Origin of the sequence: Bradyrhizobium shewense (assembly GCF_900094605.1) — a bacterium.
In the GTDB taxonomy this organism is placed as follows: Bacteria; Pseudomonadota; Alphaproteobacteria; order Rhizobiales; family Xanthobacteraceae; genus Bradyrhizobium; species Bradyrhizobium shewense.
Map to the genome: position 1 here is coordinate 17057 of NZ_FMAI01000045.1, position 16128 is coordinate 33184.

General features: G+C 57.5%; 14 protein-coding genes and 2 pseudogenes. All 16 read left to right on the plus strand.

All coding sequences use genetic code 11. The features are described from left to right. Positions 1-360 precede the first annotated feature (360 nt). Entirely contained in the window at positions 361-1878 is a 1518-nt protein-coding gene (locus GA0061098_RS40295) for a porin (RefSeq protein ID WP_091967184.1), read from the plus strand. Between the two features lie 681 nt (positions 1879-2559). Continuing rightward, the gene (locus GA0061098_RS40300; RefSeq protein WP_091967186.1) at positions 2560-3729 is read left to right on the plus strand and encodes a M24 family metallopeptidase; all 1170 of its coding nucleotides are present in this window, start codon (positions 2560-2562) and stop codon (positions 3727-3729) included. A gap of 510 nt (positions 3730-4239) precedes the next feature. Further along, a complete protein-coding gene (locus GA0061098_RS40305; RefSeq protein WP_245323930.1) occupies positions 4240-5094 on the plus strand; it encodes a CmcJ/NvfI family oxidoreductase in 855 nt (284 codons plus the stop codon). 90 nt (positions 5095-5184) lie between these two features. Then, complete coding sequence (locus GA0061098_RS40310) at positions 5185-5871, plus strand: SDR family oxidoreductase (RefSeq protein ID WP_091967188.1); 687 nt, start codon at positions 5185-5187, stop codon at positions 5869-5871. A 545-nt stretch (positions 5872-6416) separates the two neighbouring features. Next, positions 6417-6971 (plus strand): annotated as a pseudogene (locus GA0061098_RS40315) (IS66 family transposase); the annotation flags it as partial. Continuing rightward, complete coding sequence (locus GA0061098_RS40320) at positions 6968-7570, plus strand: plasmid pRiA4b ORF-3 family protein (protein WP_091967190.1); 603 nt, start codon at positions 6968-6970, stop codon at positions 7568-7570. The pseudogene GA0061098_RS40315 and the gene GA0061098_RS40320, both read left to right, overlap by 4 nt. 194 nt (positions 7571-7764) lie before the next feature. After that, positions 7765-8046 (plus strand): hypothetical protein, encoded by a 282-nt coding sequence (locus tag GA0061098_RS40325; RefSeq protein ID WP_091967192.1) that lies wholly within the window; start codon positions 7765-7767, stop codon positions 8044-8046. 950 nt (positions 8047-8996) lie between these two features. After that, positions 8997-10475, plus strand: a complete 1479-nt coding sequence (locus tag GA0061098_RS40340) for a ThiF family adenylyltransferase (protein ID WP_091967195.1) — start codon at positions 8997-8999, stop codon at positions 10473-10475. Positions 10476-10552: 77 nt separating this feature from the next. Then, the gene (locus GA0061098_RS40345; protein ID WP_091967196.1) at positions 10553-10858 is read left to right on the plus strand and encodes a hypothetical protein; all 306 of its coding nucleotides are present in this window, start codon (positions 10553-10555) and stop codon (positions 10856-10858) included. Positions 10859-10885: 27 nt separating this feature from the next. Further along, positions 10886-11974, plus strand: coding sequence for a HigA family addiction module antitoxin (locus tag GA0061098_RS40350; protein ID WP_091967197.1), 1089 nt, complete (start codon positions 10886-10888; stop codon positions 11972-11974). Between the two features lie 185 nt (positions 11975-12159). Continuing rightward, positions 12160-12732 (plus strand): hypothetical protein, encoded by a 573-nt coding sequence (locus tag GA0061098_RS40355; protein ID WP_091967198.1) that lies wholly within the window; start codon positions 12160-12162, stop codon positions 12730-12732. Beyond that, positions 12719-13042: a CehA/McbA family metallohydrolase domain-containing protein gene (locus GA0061098_RS40360; protein WP_091967199.1), complete on the plus strand. Its 324-nt coding sequence runs from the start codon at positions 12719-12721 to the stop codon at positions 13040-13042. Before GA0061098_RS40355 ends, GA0061098_RS40360 begins: the two co-directional genes overlap by 14 nt. Before the next feature lie 703 nt (positions 13043-13745). Next, on the plus strand, positions 13746-14918 hold the full coding sequence (locus GA0061098_RS40365; RefSeq protein ID WP_165637925.1) for a T6SS phospholipase effector Tle1-like catalytic domain-containing protein: 1173 nt from the start codon (positions 13746-13748) through the stop codon (positions 14916-14918). A 171-nt stretch (positions 14919-15089) separates the two neighbouring features. Beyond that, a pseudogene (locus GA0061098_RS46645) lies at positions 15090-15405 on the plus strand (IS110 family transposase); the annotation flags it as partial. Between the two features lie 72 nt (positions 15406-15477). After that, positions 15478-15879 (plus strand): IS66-like element accessory protein TnpA, encoded by a 402-nt coding sequence (tnpA, locus tag GA0061098_RS40375; RefSeq protein WP_091967201.1) that lies wholly within the window; start codon positions 15478-15480, stop codon positions 15877-15879. Beyond that, on the plus strand, positions 15876-16128 hold a 253-nt coding region (gene tnpB / locus GA0061098_RS40380; RefSeq protein WP_091967202.1), incomplete at its 3' end, for an IS66 family insertion sequence element accessory protein TnpB. The genes tnpA and tnpB, both read left to right, overlap by 4 nt.

A 16128-nucleotide genomic window follows, 5' to 3' on the forward strand; every position in this document is an offset into this window, starting at 1 on the left:
TCAATTGACTAATACAATTGATAGGTGATATCAACAACGCGATCGCTAAGGCTCGTAAGGCGATCTGCTTAATGAAATCTCCAAAAAAAGCCCTCGGGATGCCCCCCGAGGGTTTTGTTTTTTATACGAATCCGGCTTTCTCTAGCGTTGGACGGTGGCCTGTTGCCAATCAGCAACGGTGCAGCACAAACGGATAATTTCGATCATTAATTGATTGTAGCAATTGATCATCGAAAGTATGTCTCGTTGGGACAGCGAGGGGGTCCTCGAAGTCGTTCCGTCAAGCGGTCCGCCCTGGGGTGGAGCTGGTAGCGGATCTTTGAAGGACGGAAACGCGATTTCCAACTTGGAGGTTCATCGATGAAGGTCATGAAGAGTATTGTTCTTGGATCTGCGGCAATGTTCGCGGGGGCTGGCGCGCAGGCCGCCGATCTCCCCGTCAAGGCCAAGGCGATCGAGTACGTGAAGATCTGTTCGCTGTATGGAGCTGGCTTTTACTACATCCCAGGCAGTGACACGTGCATCAAGCTCGGCGGGTATCTGCGCGTGGATACCATGCTGGCGACCAATGCTGACTTTGACGCTGCCGTTGGTGGTTTGGCTGGTGCACACAATCGGCTCAGCAACTACTACACGGCGCGGGCCCGCCAAGATCTGCAGATTGATACGCGCACGGCCACCGAATACGGCGTCGTTCGCACCTTCGCTGAACTGACGTTCACGTGGACAAGCGGCACCTACTCTGGCGCCGGCACGTCCGCTGTTAATGGTGCGACGAGCTATACCACCTCGCTCGGTTCCCAGATTGCTACAGGTGGAGTCGGTCTCTACTACGCATTTATTCAGTTCGCCGGGTTCACGTTCGGTAAGGCGGAGTCCCAATTTAGGACGCCCTGGGCCGAATATCCGGCGAACAGTTTCGAACTGCCGGGCAGCGCCGGTTGGGATCCCGTCAACCAGATCACGTATACGGCAGACTTCGGCCAAGGCATCACGGCGTCCTTCTCGGCCCAGGATCAGGTTCAGGCTTACACGACTAACATCTGGAACATCAGCGGTGCGACAGCTGCGGGTCTTGCAGTGGGGGCCTTCGGTGCTAACGACATCGGCGGGACCCGAGCCCCTGACCTCGTTGCGAGGGTTCGTGTTGATCAAGCCTGGGGGCTTTTCCAAGCTTCGGTCGCCGCCCACGACAACCATGCTGGCTACTACGGGGCGTCCGAGCCCACAGGCCATCCCGACGACAAGTGGGGTTGGGCTGGGCAGCTGGCGTTGTCAATCAAGAACCTCCCGACCGGCCCGGGTGACACAATCAACCTGACGGGCGTGTATACGTACGGTGCGAGCAGCTACAACTTCCATGACTACATGTCGCGATCATACGCGATGTATGGCGGCACCGGATTGCCGGGTGCTTACCAGAGCTTGGGTATCGCGGGGGTTTCGGATTCGGTGTTTGTCGCTGGAGCTGGTCAGGAGCTGACCACGACCTATGGTTTCAATGGCGGATACACTCATAATTGGGACCCGTATTGGAATAGTTCGATCTTCGGAGCGTGGGCGGCTGTGAGGTATAACAACACGGCTAAGGGCTACATCTGTGGCGCGATGGTCACCACTCTCGCCCTATCGAGCGGCACGGCCGGGTGTAATCCAGATTTCAATTATGCGGTGGTCGGCACGAAGACGTCATGGAGCCCCCTCAAGGGCCTGACCTTCACCGGTGAGCTTGCGTATATGATGCTCGACCAGAAGTATGCGAGCGGAAGCACGGTGACCCTTCCGCTTCAGTCGGGCGTCGCAAAGCCGGCTGCATTGTATGAGCTGAAGGACCAGAACAGCTTGGTGCTGCTGCTCCGCGCTCAGCGCAATTTCTAGATCGCCCCTGTATAGGAAAGGAGCAAACAACAGGCTCTTGAGTTGACCTCCAAGAAGGCCTCCGGCATGCCCGCCGGAGGCCTTTCTCGTTAGAAGTCGACTTCTGCCTGTGTGGCTCGATTGATCAGCTTCGAGAGGTCGTTCACGCTTCGCACTCGCGCCATATTTGCGGAGGGGAGCTGCAAAACCAGCATATTCGTTCTGACCGCGCGACCGCGCTGTCGAAACTTAGGTCTATTTCCGATCTGTGGCGCCATCGGGGAACACCATGCCCACCTTTACGGGAAGCCTTCAGGCGGGGAGGGTGCGCACGAAGCTTTAATATGGCGCTCAAGTGCCTGCTTCGATGCGGCAATAGACGAAGGAGGGAAGCACCTACTCTCCAGATCGCTTTGCCTCAAAACATCGAACTCGTGGGCTTCGTGCATGATATCCCGCACCCTAGCCATCAACGACGCAGAATTTCGGCCTATGCGTCTCTTATTTAGAGGGATTCACCTTTGCGAGGTTCTCTATAATGCTGCGGGTAGAATCTTTTAGGTCATCAGGATGCGCGCGGCGTGGCCTAACCTTTAGCGAAGTCGAGAAATCTTTCCTGGGGCCGTGACCATTCGAGGGCCGCGGAAATGCGCAGGCTCTGCTCAAAAACTTCAAATAGCCAAGAACCAAGGAGCTAAGAGAATGACCGTCAGCAAAGGACTTCAGGTGTTTCCGCGCACGGAGTACCTGCGAAGGCTCGCCGCTGTAAAAGCAGAAATGGTCAAGCGCGACATTGAAACGCTCGTGGTCACCTTTGACCGCAGTATCAATTATCTGACCGGATATACCGCGCGATCAGCCTATGTCCCGCAGGCGCTTGTCGTTTCCGTTCACGAGGAGGAGCCATCGCTCATCTTACGTCTCATGGATGTGCCAGCCGGAATCCATCTGACGTTTCTCGGGCGGAACAAGATAATTGGATATCCCGAATCGTTCGTTGGTAACCCCGAGAAGGATGGTTACGACGCTGTGATCGATTTTCTTCAGGAAGCTAAGCTCACCGACCGTGGGGTTGGTCTTGAAATGGGGCAGCTTCCCGCGCGCGCGGCGGAAAACTTCAAGAAGCGACTGCCCGGTGCGAGGTTCGTGGACTGTACGCACGTCGTCACTTGGATCAGGGTTATCAAGTCCGATCTTGAAATTGCTCTGATGAAAGAAGCTGCCGCAATTGCTGATGCGGGTATGTTGCGTGCAGCCGAAGTCATTCGCCCCGGTGTGCATGAAGCTGACGCCGTCGCCGAGATCCTTTCTACATTGGCGCGCGGCGCCAACGGCAAGCGCGGGACCGGAATTGCGAATATCTTCATGTGCTCCTCGCCGCGCACCGGAACAAGCCACATCATCTGGAGCGACGACATCTTCCGCCAGGGTTCACAGGTCAATCTTGAGCTCGGTGGCGTGCGCCACACCTATACGGCCGCGGTTATGCGCACCTTCTCGATTGGCAAGCCTTCCGACCGTCTACGTCGCCTACATGAGGCCGAAGTCCAGGGCCTAGAGGCCGCGCTGGAAAAAGTCCGACCCGGAGCAACCTGCAGCGACGTCGCCGAAGCATTTAACCGCACGATCGGGAAGTCGGGCTTTCAGAAAGAATCCCGCTGTGGCTATGGCATCGGCATCGATTGGAACGAGGCGGTCACAAGCCTTAAGGAAGGAGACATGACGGTTCTGAGACCCAACATGACCTTCCATCTGATGCTCGGCAACTGGATCGATGAGGATTTCGGCTATGTTCTCAGCGAGACATTCCGGGTCACGGACTCGGGGGCTGACGTGTTGACTCGGGTGCCACGTCAGATTTTCGAAATTTAACCCGCCTGCGGATTCTTCCGATCAAGAGCCCGCCGCGCTGAAGTTGGCAGCGTCCCTCGGGACGTTGCCAGTATACTCGCTGTATGCTCGCGACTCAGAGCAGCTTCCAGTTGCCGGCGGCCCCCTGCTTCTCCTCGGCGCACTCGCGAGATCGGCTGTTCTTTATTTCTATCCGCCTCCGGGTTAATGAGGGCAGGGGCGTCGGTCGTTTCAGTTTCGCTTTTCGATAATCCGCATCGGCATGGTTGCGGCCTGTGCTGCGCCGCGGTTTTCGCGCTGACGAAGCCGATCGCACCCGGCGCGATGTGCCGAGCTGGTCGCCTCGACTGCTGATCCGTCCCGGCCTAGGACGGCCGGCCGCGCCAAGTTAGGACGAGCCGGGGACCTATGATCCCGCGGTCCTCTCCTTGCTGCAGAATTTCGGCATATTAGCCCCGATCTTCGCAGCTATCCCGCTATAATACTCGTTTAGATTCCTTCCTTGAAGCCGAGACACAAGAGGGAGCGGCGATGCGAGTTTCGTCGACGGCGCAAATAAACCATGATCAGCTAAAATCGGTGCAAGGTCAAATAGCCTTTGCTCGCCGCTCGCCGGACGAGAAGGCGCCAGCAATCGTCGTGCCGGGCTCCGATGCGCCCCTGGTAAGCTATGACGTGACAATACGCGATGCGCGTCCGATTGTGGACGAACTTTCTCTCGACAGCGAAGGATTCACTCTCATTCAGCACAAGATCTCCTGCGCGAACGAGAGTGATCCGGAGATCATGCTGGACAGGTATCTCGAAGAAATGGTCCCGTTCATCAAGGACTACTTCAAGGCCTCGTGGGTCGTGCCCAAGAAAGACGCCGTTATCATTCGCTCTGTTGGCGCCAGCTCTGCTCCACTGGCTGAGAAGGGAGCCGGCCTGGTCAGGCCGTATGTGGCGAGCTTTGCTCATATTGACTATGCGCCGATCGCCGGCCCGGTTATGGCGGCGCGTGAAGACCAACTCCAGGGCATTCCGATCCGGGCGTATTCTCGATTGATGATCATTCAGGCCTGGCACGCTCTTTCCGAGCCTCCGCAGGATTTTCCCCTGGCGTTCTGCGATGGCAATTCGGTTGTCGACACGGATCTAGTCGATACCGTCTACGAGAAATACGACGTCAAGCACAAGACATGGCTGGTCCACTACAGTCCAGTTCATCGCTGGTATTACTTTCCGGAGATGAGCTCGGACGAGTTTGCTCTTTTTAAGGGGTATGATTCCGAAGACGATCACAATCCAAGGTCTGCTCATGCTGCCTTCGACAATCGTCGTGCTTACCCGAATGCGAACCCCCGCAGGAGTGTCGAGGCGCGCTTCTTCGTGTACTACGACTGAGTGCCGAAGGCGGAATCTTATAGTAGAGACCATACGCAAGTTCATAGGAAAGACTTGCGGCTGTTCGGGCGGACGGGAGACGTTCCTTAGATGAGCACAGTTCTGATTACGGGCGCAAATCGGGGCATCGGCCTTGCGCTTGCGCAGCAGTACGCGACTGAGGGTGCCGAGGTCTTTGCATGCTGCCGTGATCCAGCAAAAGCCGATGACCTGAAAGGGCTCGCCGCGTCGTCTGCCGGTCCCGTTCGGATCATTCCACTGGATGTCGCTGACGAATTCTCGATCGCCTCGCTTAAGCGTACCCTGGGGGATCAGCCAATCGACATTCTCATCAACAATGCCGGAATCAGCGGCCTATCGGCCGACCGGATCGAGGCCGAAGGTTACATCACCACGATGCGGGTCAACGCCTTGGCCCCCATGCTGATCGCGCAGACCCTCTACGACAATTTGAGACACAGCACGCAGAAGAAGCTGGTGGCAATCACCAGCATCATGGGCTCGACGAGCAGCGCTGCAGGCGGCAAGTATGCTTATCGAGCGTCGAAGGCGGCGCTCAACAATGGCATGCGTGGCTTATCGCGCGTCTGGGCTCGAGATGGGATCCTGGTGGCGCTGCTAAATCCAGGTTATGTGCAAACAGAGATGGTCAAGGGACAGGTTGCTTTCATATCGGCTGACGAGTGCGCGAGCGGCCTTATCGCTCGGATCGCGGAGCTCACGCCAGCCACCAGCGGCGTCTTTCAGGATTACCGCGGTGTGAGGATTCGCTGGTGAACGTTTCACGTCAGCCTAAAGGATTGATGCTCACGCCGGCTGGCTGGCTTCGAACTTGGCGTGCGTATCGCACCGGTGGCGAGGCGCAGTGCTCGGTTCTTCACGCGCGCAAGAGGGATCTTGCGCATTCTGCTTTATTCAGCCAAGGATCGTTATGACGGGCTGATTGGTGCCAGCGATATTCTGTGGTCGGGCAGGCCCCGAGCCGAAGACGAGCTCGCATCTCGATGTCGAGATACTGATAAAGCTGCCCGTGTTGCTACACACAATGCATACTCCGCGAATAAAGTGAAAATCGGATCACGTTTTGGCGCGTTCGCACGGACGCCAACGCAGCCGCTTCTCTTCTCAAGACCGATCTGCAGAAAGTACCCGCATGATAGAGCATTGCTATTGGCGGTTTCTCGCGCGCCTTGCATCGCGCGACACGACAAGCTACGTCATGCCATCCGTCGCTTGGCTTTTTCAGAGTGCGCTGACCTTGACTATCAGTCGGCGTTCAAATTTGACCCCCGTATTGCCTCACTTGCAGATGTTACCCTCGTGGCGAGCGCGAGGCTGCTTCGGCGCCAGCTCCGGTCGCCCGCGAGGCCCTCGAGCGCATCGCCCAGCTTTACGCGGTCGAGAAAGCGCTCCGCGGCCGATCGGATGCCGAGCGCCGTGCTGGTAGGCAGGCGCATGCCCGACCTCTGGCTACAGCCTTGAAGCAGTGGTTTGAAGCCAAGCTTGATCACCTTGCACAGAAGAGCGACACGGCGAAGGCTTTGCGTTACGTGCTGCGTCATTGGGACGGCCTGACGCTCTACCTTGAGGACGGGCGCATCGAGATGGACACGAATGCGGTCGAGCGTGCGATGCGGCCGATCAAGCTCAACGCCAAGAGCGCCCTGTTCGCTGGGTGCGACGAGGGTGCCGAGAATTGGGCATTGCTGGCTTCGCTCATTGAAACGTGCAAGCTCAACGGCGTCAGTGCCGAGCACTGGCTCTCTGACGTCCTCACAAAGCTCGTCAATGGCTGGCCTGCGGCGCGACTTGACGAACTGCTTCCCTGGGCGTCGACCTACACGATGCATGCGCTCGATCCGAGACTGGCAGCATGAGCCTCAACACGACCGCCGTCCGGATCCGGGTGACCATCAAGGACGTAAAGCCGGAGGTGATGCGATGCCTTGTCGTGCCACTCGCGCTGCGCCTTGATCGGCTGCTTCTGACGCTTCAGGCGGCGTTTGGCTGGACGAATAGCCATCTTTTCGAATTCCTGGCTGGGGACGGCCGTTGGGGTATCCCTGATCCCGATGGAGATTTTGGCCCTCAGCCGATCGATGCCCGCAAGGCGCGGCTCTCCGATATCGTTCAAGAAACAGGCGCCAAGACGATCCATTATCTCTACGACTTCGGCGACAGCTGGGATCACGTGATCAAGTTAGAAAAGTGGTTCGACAACACGACAACGGAGGGACTTCCCCTCTTGCTCGAGGCCATCGGTCGTTGTCCTCCGGAAGATGTCGGCGGTGCGTCAGGCTACGCCGACTACCTCAGCGCCATCGGCGACCCTAATCATCCAGAGCACGAAAATTTGCGGCTCTGGGGGCCCGAACAGTTCGATCCCAACGTCGTCGATTGGAGGGCACTCGAGGCCGCCGTCAACGCACTGTCGGGAATATGGAAGCCGCGCCGCCGCACCACGCGCTCAAAATAGACGTCAAGTGTCAATCAAAGGGCCGCTGAGCTACCCTTACGCTTAAATTGATTCTCGATACGAAACACATTTATAGTTGATGAAGTGAGTTTTTGATCCCTAATAGGAAACAAAATACTATACGCGGGCGTGATGCGCCCCTATATTGGCGACATGTCTTTGAGCGACTCGTCCACGACTGACCGGAGGGCTTCATGGCCAAGCAAACGCTGAACGTGACAGTAACTTATCCAGCCGCGGGCAAGCCTTTCCAGGACAAGGACGCGGTGCCGACCGAGACCCTCGCCTCGTTGAAAGCACGGGTGCTCACGAAGTTCGGTCTGAATGAGGGCGAGGAGAGCGGCAACCTGATCACCTACGTCCTGTTCAAGGGCAAGGAGCGCCTGGAAGATCTGTCAGTGACTCTGCAGATCCTGGCGGGAGACGCCGGTGCTCTGTCGCTGAAGCTCAGCCAGCAGATCGTGCAGGGCGCATGAGCCAGTTATCGAAGCTCAATTTTGATGATGATTTCAGCGAGGCCGTTGCCGCGGAGGATGCAGCCCGCTGGTGTCTCGAACGCAAGGGGGACCTTGAAGTTTGGGCGTCTTTGTCACCAGAAGGCCATGAACAGGAGTTGTTCACCGCACGACTGGCCTGGACGCAGTACCCAGGCGATTGGCCCCCGAGCGTCCGTTTCGTGGACCCAGCAACAGGGAGTCTTGCTTCGCCGACGGCTTGGCCCAGTGGCGCGGGATTCCGGCCTCCCAACGACATTTGCGCCAATTGGACACAAGAGGGCTACACGACGCATCCGGAATGGAGGACCGATCCGAGCAAGAGACTCGTGATTCAGGGGAACGCACTCCTGCTCATCGTTCGAATCCTGCAGCACGAACTCGACTGCAACTTCGCGGGTAGATACCGGCCATGAGCGGACTCAAGACACCGATCGCCTGGTTGCTCCCGGCGGAAGCAATGCAGACGTCCATCTCCGAGATGGCGCCGGACGGGGTGCGTGGTTGTGAGGGCGTCGCGTTGTGGCTTGGGCGCCGACTGGCCGGAGTTGTAAGCATTACGCACGTAATCGGCCTCCGCGGCCCTGGCGTGATCAAACGACCTGACCATCTCTCGATTTCGGCCGAACTGCTCGACGACGTCACCGATGTGGCAATCGAAAGGGGCGTCTACCTGGTAGGGCAGATTCACTCTCATCCAGCTCCTGGGTCGACCTGTCGGAAGCGGACAAGCGCTGCGGCATCCAGGCGCCAGGTTACCTTTCCGTGGTCGCACCGAACTTTGCTCGCGACCCCGCTACGCCGCCAGCCCGCTGCGGTTTCCATGTGTTTGATGGTAGTCGCTGGCGTCGGCTCGGGCCTTGGGAGCGTCCCTTGCGCGTTGCGATTGTCGGCGGCGCTGCGCCGCTCATTCTAGTCGAGGAGGCGCATCGATGACGAAGGAGCTCCGGTTCAGCCGCCTTATTGCAAGCGTTGTGGAGCTGGGGGATCAGTCATTCGAGCCGCAGAGGTTCACAAACCAGCCTGTGCTTCTCACCGGGACAGCAGATGTACTCGCGTCGGATAACGGCGCCGAGATGGCTCGTTGCGCCCTACTCTTGCTGATGCGCATGACAAAATCGCTGACAGTGGCGCTGCCAGCTGGGCAAGAGGCGCTTAAGCGCGAACTTCGCGGTTGGGCGCTGCAACACGCTTGGGACGAAGTCCCGCAGTTCATTTGCGATCCCGTAGATCTTTCGTCTTACGCCGCAATACTTTCAATTGGCGGCGGCCCGCGAGCGGATTTCCCATGGACTGTCATCACTTCGGATGGTTGGACCGTACGAGTTACCTCGACGGCTGCGCCGGTCAGCCAGAACTGCGAGCTCTCAAATCCGGTCGGCGCTTTGGCCGCCGCCTCGCTCGGCGCCGGCGAGGTGTTCAAGCGGCTACTGGGACTGCGCGAAGACAAAGGGCTGTTCCTGGATGGATGCGTCTTCTCCCTTTGGTCCTATGTCGCGGATGGCGCATCCGGACCTGCGTTGCCGGACGTACTTGATGTGGACTTGCTCCTCGCGGGAGGCGGCGCGATCGGCAATGGCGTGGCTCATTTGCTGTCGCGCCTTCCTCTGCGCGGGCGCTGTCACATTCTGGACCGCCAGACTTATGGGGAGGAGAACTGGGGGACCTGCCTGCGGCTTACGCGGTCGGGCACCAAGGACCCGAAGGCAAATTTTCTTTCAGCGCTTTTCACTGGCAATCTCGCAGCCCATCCCGTCCGGGGCCAAGTCGAACAGCTGGAGGAGGATCCGGCGTGGCAGACGCCACCAATTGTCCTTAGTGGCTTCGATAACATCGAAGCGCGTCACGCAGTCCAGGACCTCTGGCCAGACCTGATCATTGATGGTGCACTCGGCCCAAGGCTCGAGTGCCAAGTGAGCGCTCATCCCTGGCCCTCGCGCACAGCGTGCCTATGCTGCATTTTTAAGTTGCCAGCGGGTGAGCGCGCCGAAGTCGTCCAGCAGCTAATGACAGGCTTAAGCCCTGCCGCTCTCGCCGAACCGATGCGTCTGCTCTCGGAGGTGGACGTCGCAGCAGCTGCGCCGGAGCGGCGGGAGTGGCTTGCCGAGCAGGTAGGCAAACCGATTTGCTCCGTGCTGGAGGCGGCCAGCGCGCTTTCGGCTGCCTCAATCGACGCGGGGTTTCGACCCTCGGTGCCGTTCGTTGCTACTTTTAGCGCCTGCATGATGGTGGCCGAACTTGTCCGCTACCTGACGACAGGGGCGGTCGGAGTGGAGCCGCGCTTCTTTTTGAGCCTGCTGTGGGGCCCCCAATTCGGGGAGCATTACTCTGAGGATCGGCATCGGAATTGTGTATGCACGACGCGTGCGGCAAACATTAAAAAGGTTCGCGCCGCCCGAGCCCGCGCGTAACTCAACACTAATCGGGTTGCCTCGAGGCTCAAAGAAGTGTCTCCTAATAGGTAACGATTCGGCCAGGGCAGCGTGCAGTGGAGATCAGTTTTGGCGACGCCCGGCTGTGTGCCGTATTCAACAGCTTCCGTCTGCTTTGCAACAGCTATGGTCGGGATGTTGCGCACTCAATCATCATTCGCATGGGCGTGCTCGCGGCCGCGCCGTCCCTGGTGACAGTACCGCGCAAACCGCCGATCAGCCTGAAAGCCGAGGAAGGGACCTACAGCGTGACCCTCGCCAGAGCTCGCCGACTTCGATTCCAGCCTTGGGAGAAGGGGAATTCGGCATCAATAGAACTCGAGAAAATCACCGCGATTGAGATAATTGGAGTTGAGGCGTGAGACCCGCGCGAACAAAAGGCGTGGACCATGTCTGAGCGCTTTCGATACGAGCCGGACCACGTGGCGCCGCCCGGCGCGCTGATCCAGGATCAGCTGGACGCGCTTGACATTTCGGGGCGGGAACTGGCGCGCCGGTGCGGCCGCTCACCTAAATTGATCGCAGAGATCATCGCAGGGAAGGCACCCATAGAGCCAGAAACTGCGCTGCAACTGGAGCGGGTCCTCGAGACTTCCGCGTCCATCTGGCTAGGCATGGAAGCCAACTATCGGCTTCATTTGGCACGTTCGAAGGAACAGCAGGCGCTCGCATGCCACATCGGCTGGGCTAAGACTTTTCCGCTACGGGAACTAGCGAAACGTAGCCTTCTCAGCCTGGAGGCCGACGCCGCGGCCCAGGTTCGGGAAGTCCTGAGGTTCTTCGGTTGTGGAAACGTCGAGGCGTGCCAGGACCGCCTCGACGAACTTTCGGCCGTGGCCTTCCGCCATTCGCCGTCTTTCGAAAGCGATCAGGCAGCGCTACTCGCTTGGCTCCGAATTGGTGACATTCGTGCGGAGGCGACCGAGACGAAGGAATTCGACCGTGCCCGCTTCCTCGCGGCTTTGAAAGACCTACGCGGGATCACTTTGCAGCCAATTGACGTGTTTCTCCCAGAGATTCAGAAGCGCTGCGGCGAAGCGGGCGTAGTCTTCATACTTGAGCGAGCGCTGCCAAAAGTCGCACTTAGCGGCGTGTCAAGGTGGCTTTCGCCGCGCCGGGCACTCATCCAGCAAACGGCGCGTCATCTGTCTAACGACCATTTCTGGTTTACCTTCTTTCATGAGTGTGCCCATCTCGTTCTCCATAGTCGCAAAACAATTTTCCTGGATGGCAACGGAATGTCCAACGTGGCTGCAGAACTCGAGGCAGAGGCCAACGACTGGGCTTCCGACTTTCTTATACCGTCGGATGCGCTGACCCGCTTCATCACGCGCTTTACGTATGCCGAGAACGAAGTCGTCGAATTTGCCGAGAAACAGGGAATCGCGCCGGGGATCGTCGTTGGCCAGCTGCAGCACAGAAAAGTGCTTCATTTCAGCCAAATGAATCACCTCAAGCAGCACTACGTCTGGGGCTAAAAAGAGTCAGAGCGTTCGAGCGTCTACGTTCGCCCGCAAAGCCAATCGTAGATTATCGTGGTGGGACGCGAGGAATCGAACCTCAAACTTCCGCCGGATTGTTGAAGCCTCGTGAGAGTACCTCTATGTCCTAGAGATAGCTGACACCACCAGCCACGTCCCAGTTACAAGCTACGAAGAACCCATTGCCAGCTCTGCGCAAACCCAGCCACGAGATAGTCGCTCAGGCACTTGCGAGCGGTAAAACTCAAGCCGATGCATATCGCGCGGGTGGTTACGCTTTCCAACCGGCCAACGCTCATCGATCGTGCACGAGTCGCGCAATCGCGCACCGAGTCCAAGAAATAATCGCGGAGTGCGTCGCTCAAGAATCGAGGGTTCGGGACCTAGCGATCGAAAAGACCGCCCTGACGGACAGCTGGATCATCATTCGGCTTCGACACACCATCGACATGGCGATACGTGGGCTGCCGGTCTACGATAAGCATGGGCGGCAGCTTACCAATTTGGATGGATCGCCAATTTTTCGGCCGAATTTAGCGCAAGCGAACAGCGGTTTGCGATTGGCTGCACAGATTCAAGGTATGCTGGTCAAACGTCATGAAATCGGGGAGCCGGGACAGTTTACGCGGATGATGGACCAGGAACTGGAGTTTTCTTTGATCGAAGCTTGGAAGGCGTTAGGATTCTGTGAGAAGATCATTCAGGAGGCGCTAACAGCGAAGGTAATTACGAAAGACCAGCATGACAGCCGTTGACCCTACTGAGGCTAACATAATGAAGACTGATCTGTTGGAAGTCGTTGACTCTTCTGACCTCTTGGATGCCGACTGGGCTGAGATCAATAGATGGCGCCAGGTCCTTCTTAACAGAGGGCTGGATGGCTTAGCGGTCACGATCGATGCGCTAAGCGATAGGGATGCTCCTCAGAGCGGTCGTATTCTGATGGCACTCTTTCCTAACATGGTTCGCGACATCGTGAGGGACGAGCTTGCCAGCAGAGGCATCACTCAGCAGGACCTACTCGATGCCATCCGTGAACTCGAGAGTCCGGCCCGCGACCAATAGCCCCCAACTATTTGAAACGAATGTCGGCATTCCGTTTCGACAGATCATGATGGAAGCGGCGCCGCGGTCCTCGCTGAACACCAGCATGCCGTCGAGGCCGGCGATCTTTCTTCGCTGAATCCGAGTTCGGCATGTCGGTGAGCGAATAAACGCCGGCCTCGCTGGAGCTAGCGCGCGTGGCATCGGCATCCGGTCAAATCCTCGGTAGAAGTATCCGGTTCTGACGTTTTTTCGACCACGATTGAGATGAATCAAAGTACTCGCGCGCTTACCCGTTGTTGTATTGATGTTGTTCTGGGCGGGCGATGGCGGGTCAATCAGGCGTCACCGGCATCACCAGCGACGACGGCCGCCGCCGCACAGGCCGAATGGTAGAAGGCGGTCCTATTCGCGTCTTTTGGCGGCCGACCTTCGTACTCTGATCACGGCGGCGGATTAGGAGGGAGCACAGCAGACCCAATTGTGCTCAAAGCGAGTTCCTCGGGTTTAAACCCAAAGGAACTTCTAGGCCTGTAGGGTGGTGTGTCGCGCCAAGGCAGGCGCGATCTTGCGGGCGGTCGAGAAGGTCAGAGCCCTTGTCGCTCCCGATTGAATGTGACCTCCTCATTTCTATGCGCGCCGAAGCCGCTCTCGTTGTCCTGGGCAAGCTTGCGATCTCGCAACTTTTACGCGACTATCGGCGGGTTGGATGCGGAGGCATGTCATGTCTAAGGCAATGATTTTCCTAATGGACGGTACCGCAAATGACGCCACTCAAATCAATTTGGAAACCGAGACGTGTTCTAACGTCTACGCTATCAATCAATTGATTGCAGATCACAAGCAAAAAGGAAACGAGATATCAACGCAGGTTACATTTTATCTTCCGGGAGTTGGAACAAAGTTCACTGTGAGCGCGGCTTCAATTTTTAGCGAAATTCTGCTTCGGAAAACGCAATATATTTTCGGCGACAATCTCGATCAATTGGTTTTGCGCGCGTATGTAAATCTCGTCGCGAACTACCGTGTAGGTGATGAAATCATTCTGATCGGCTTCTCGCGCGGCGCTGCAGCAGCGCGTATCTTTTCACGACTCATTTCGGACTTCGGAATACTGAAATCAGGATTTTTGACGCACCTGGATCGGATGTGGCGAGACTTCATCGCAGTCTCAGAGAAAGAGGATGATGCGAAATACTATGGAGCGATTGAAATCCTCAAAAAGAATTTGGCTGAAGAATGTGAGAGCGACCACGTTTTCCACGACGCGCCCAAGATCAAGTTCATGGGGCTATTCGATACGGTTACCGGCCCCTTTGACCGGGATATAGGCGAGAACCTCATCGCGCGAGATCAGAAGCCCGCTTCAAATGTTTCGTCGATAGTGCATTTGTTAAGTATGCACGAAAACCGTGTGGAATTTCCGCCGCGTCGGTTCCTTTTCAACGGCACATGTGAACTGCGCGAGATATGGTTGCCAGGGGTCCACGCAGACGTTGGTGGGGGCTACAAAAAAGATTTCTTGTCCCGAGTTGCCTTGCTCACTATGGCGAAATTTCTTGAGAGGATTGGCGAAGTTACACTTATTCCGGAGTCTGTTGATCGGCTGACGCAGACCGTGCGTAACGATATCCAAAATAAGAACTTTGTAATTAATCGCAACGCCAAGATAAGCGGTGGGAAGAATATGCGTTCAGTCGCGCGAGAAGATCATGTGCATCCCATTCATTTCGAGCTTCTCAAATATCACGTCGAGTGGAAGGGCAATTCGATGGTTTACGAATCTCGAATTCCGGATGGCTGTCCTAAGGACATCGATGTTCAACAGTGGTTTGATCCCGCGTTCTCGGACGTATTTGAGAGCTTGAAAGGAATGCCACTCCATAGAAACCCGTGAGGCGCATTAGGCTGGATCGCTTGCTGTCTTTTTAGATCTGGATGACTCAGACCGAAAGACCAGCCGAGCCCTAAGCGTCCGCTAATGATGCTGTGGAAGGCTCCTGCTCCGGCACGAGAGTGCGAAGGAGTGAGCGCCGTTTGAGGCTCCCACGATTCGGAGGAGCAGCCTATGCAGTCGATTTCGACAATCGGTCTTTCGCCAAGTCGGTATTTCAAGTGCATGGCGTTGATGCAGTCGGCCAGGTGGTCCTGCGCCGTCAGTTGAGGCGCCGCCACGTCCTAGCATTTTGGCAGAAGCTGGCGCCATGCCTGGTAGGCATCGAGGCGTGCGCATCATCGCACCATTGATCTCGCGATCTGCAGGCGTTGGGGCATACCGTACGATTGATGCCGCCGGCCTACGTGAAGCCCTACGTCAAGCGGCAAAAGAACGACACCACCGACGCGGAGGCATCTATGAAGCGGTCACGAGATCTACCGTACGCCTCCGCTTGCGGCCGCCTTGATTGACGGAGGCGAGCGCCGCAGGTCCTAGGGGTAATCCTAGGAGAAGCGCTATGACGATATCGCGGGCAGAGGTGATCACATCGGTAGAGCGGCGGCGGCGGTGGTCGCGAGATGAGAAGGAGCGGCTAGTTGCAGCATCGCTCGAGCCCGGAGCCACTGTTTCCGAGGTGGCTCGCATGGCCGGCCTTCATGTGAGCCAGCTGTTCCGGTGGCGTAAAGAGCTTTGCAAGCACGGTGAGACGAGTGTGGCGCCGTTCGTGCCGGTCGAGATTGGGCCGTCTGTGCCGGCGCGGGATGTGGCCGAAGCACGATCGACGACAGCGTCGGCGCGTCGAAGGAAGAGCCAGGGCATCATCGAGATTGATCTTGGAAGCGGACACCGCATCCGGGTCGATGGTGAGGTTGATGGAGACGCGCTACGTCGAGTTCTCGATGCCCTGGTGCGCCGATGATCCCGGTTCCGACAGGCGCGCGAGTGTGGCTCGCGACAGGCTACACCGATATGCGCAGAGGCTTTCCGTCGTTGGCACTCCAGGTGCAGGAGGTGCTGCACAAAGACCCGCTCAATGGTCATCTGTTCGTCTTCCGTGGTCGCCGCAGCGATCTTGTGAAGGTGATCTGGCACGATGGCCAGGGAGCATGCCTGTTTACCAAAAGGCTCGAGAGAGGCCGGTTCATCTGGCCATCGGTTGCCGGTGAAC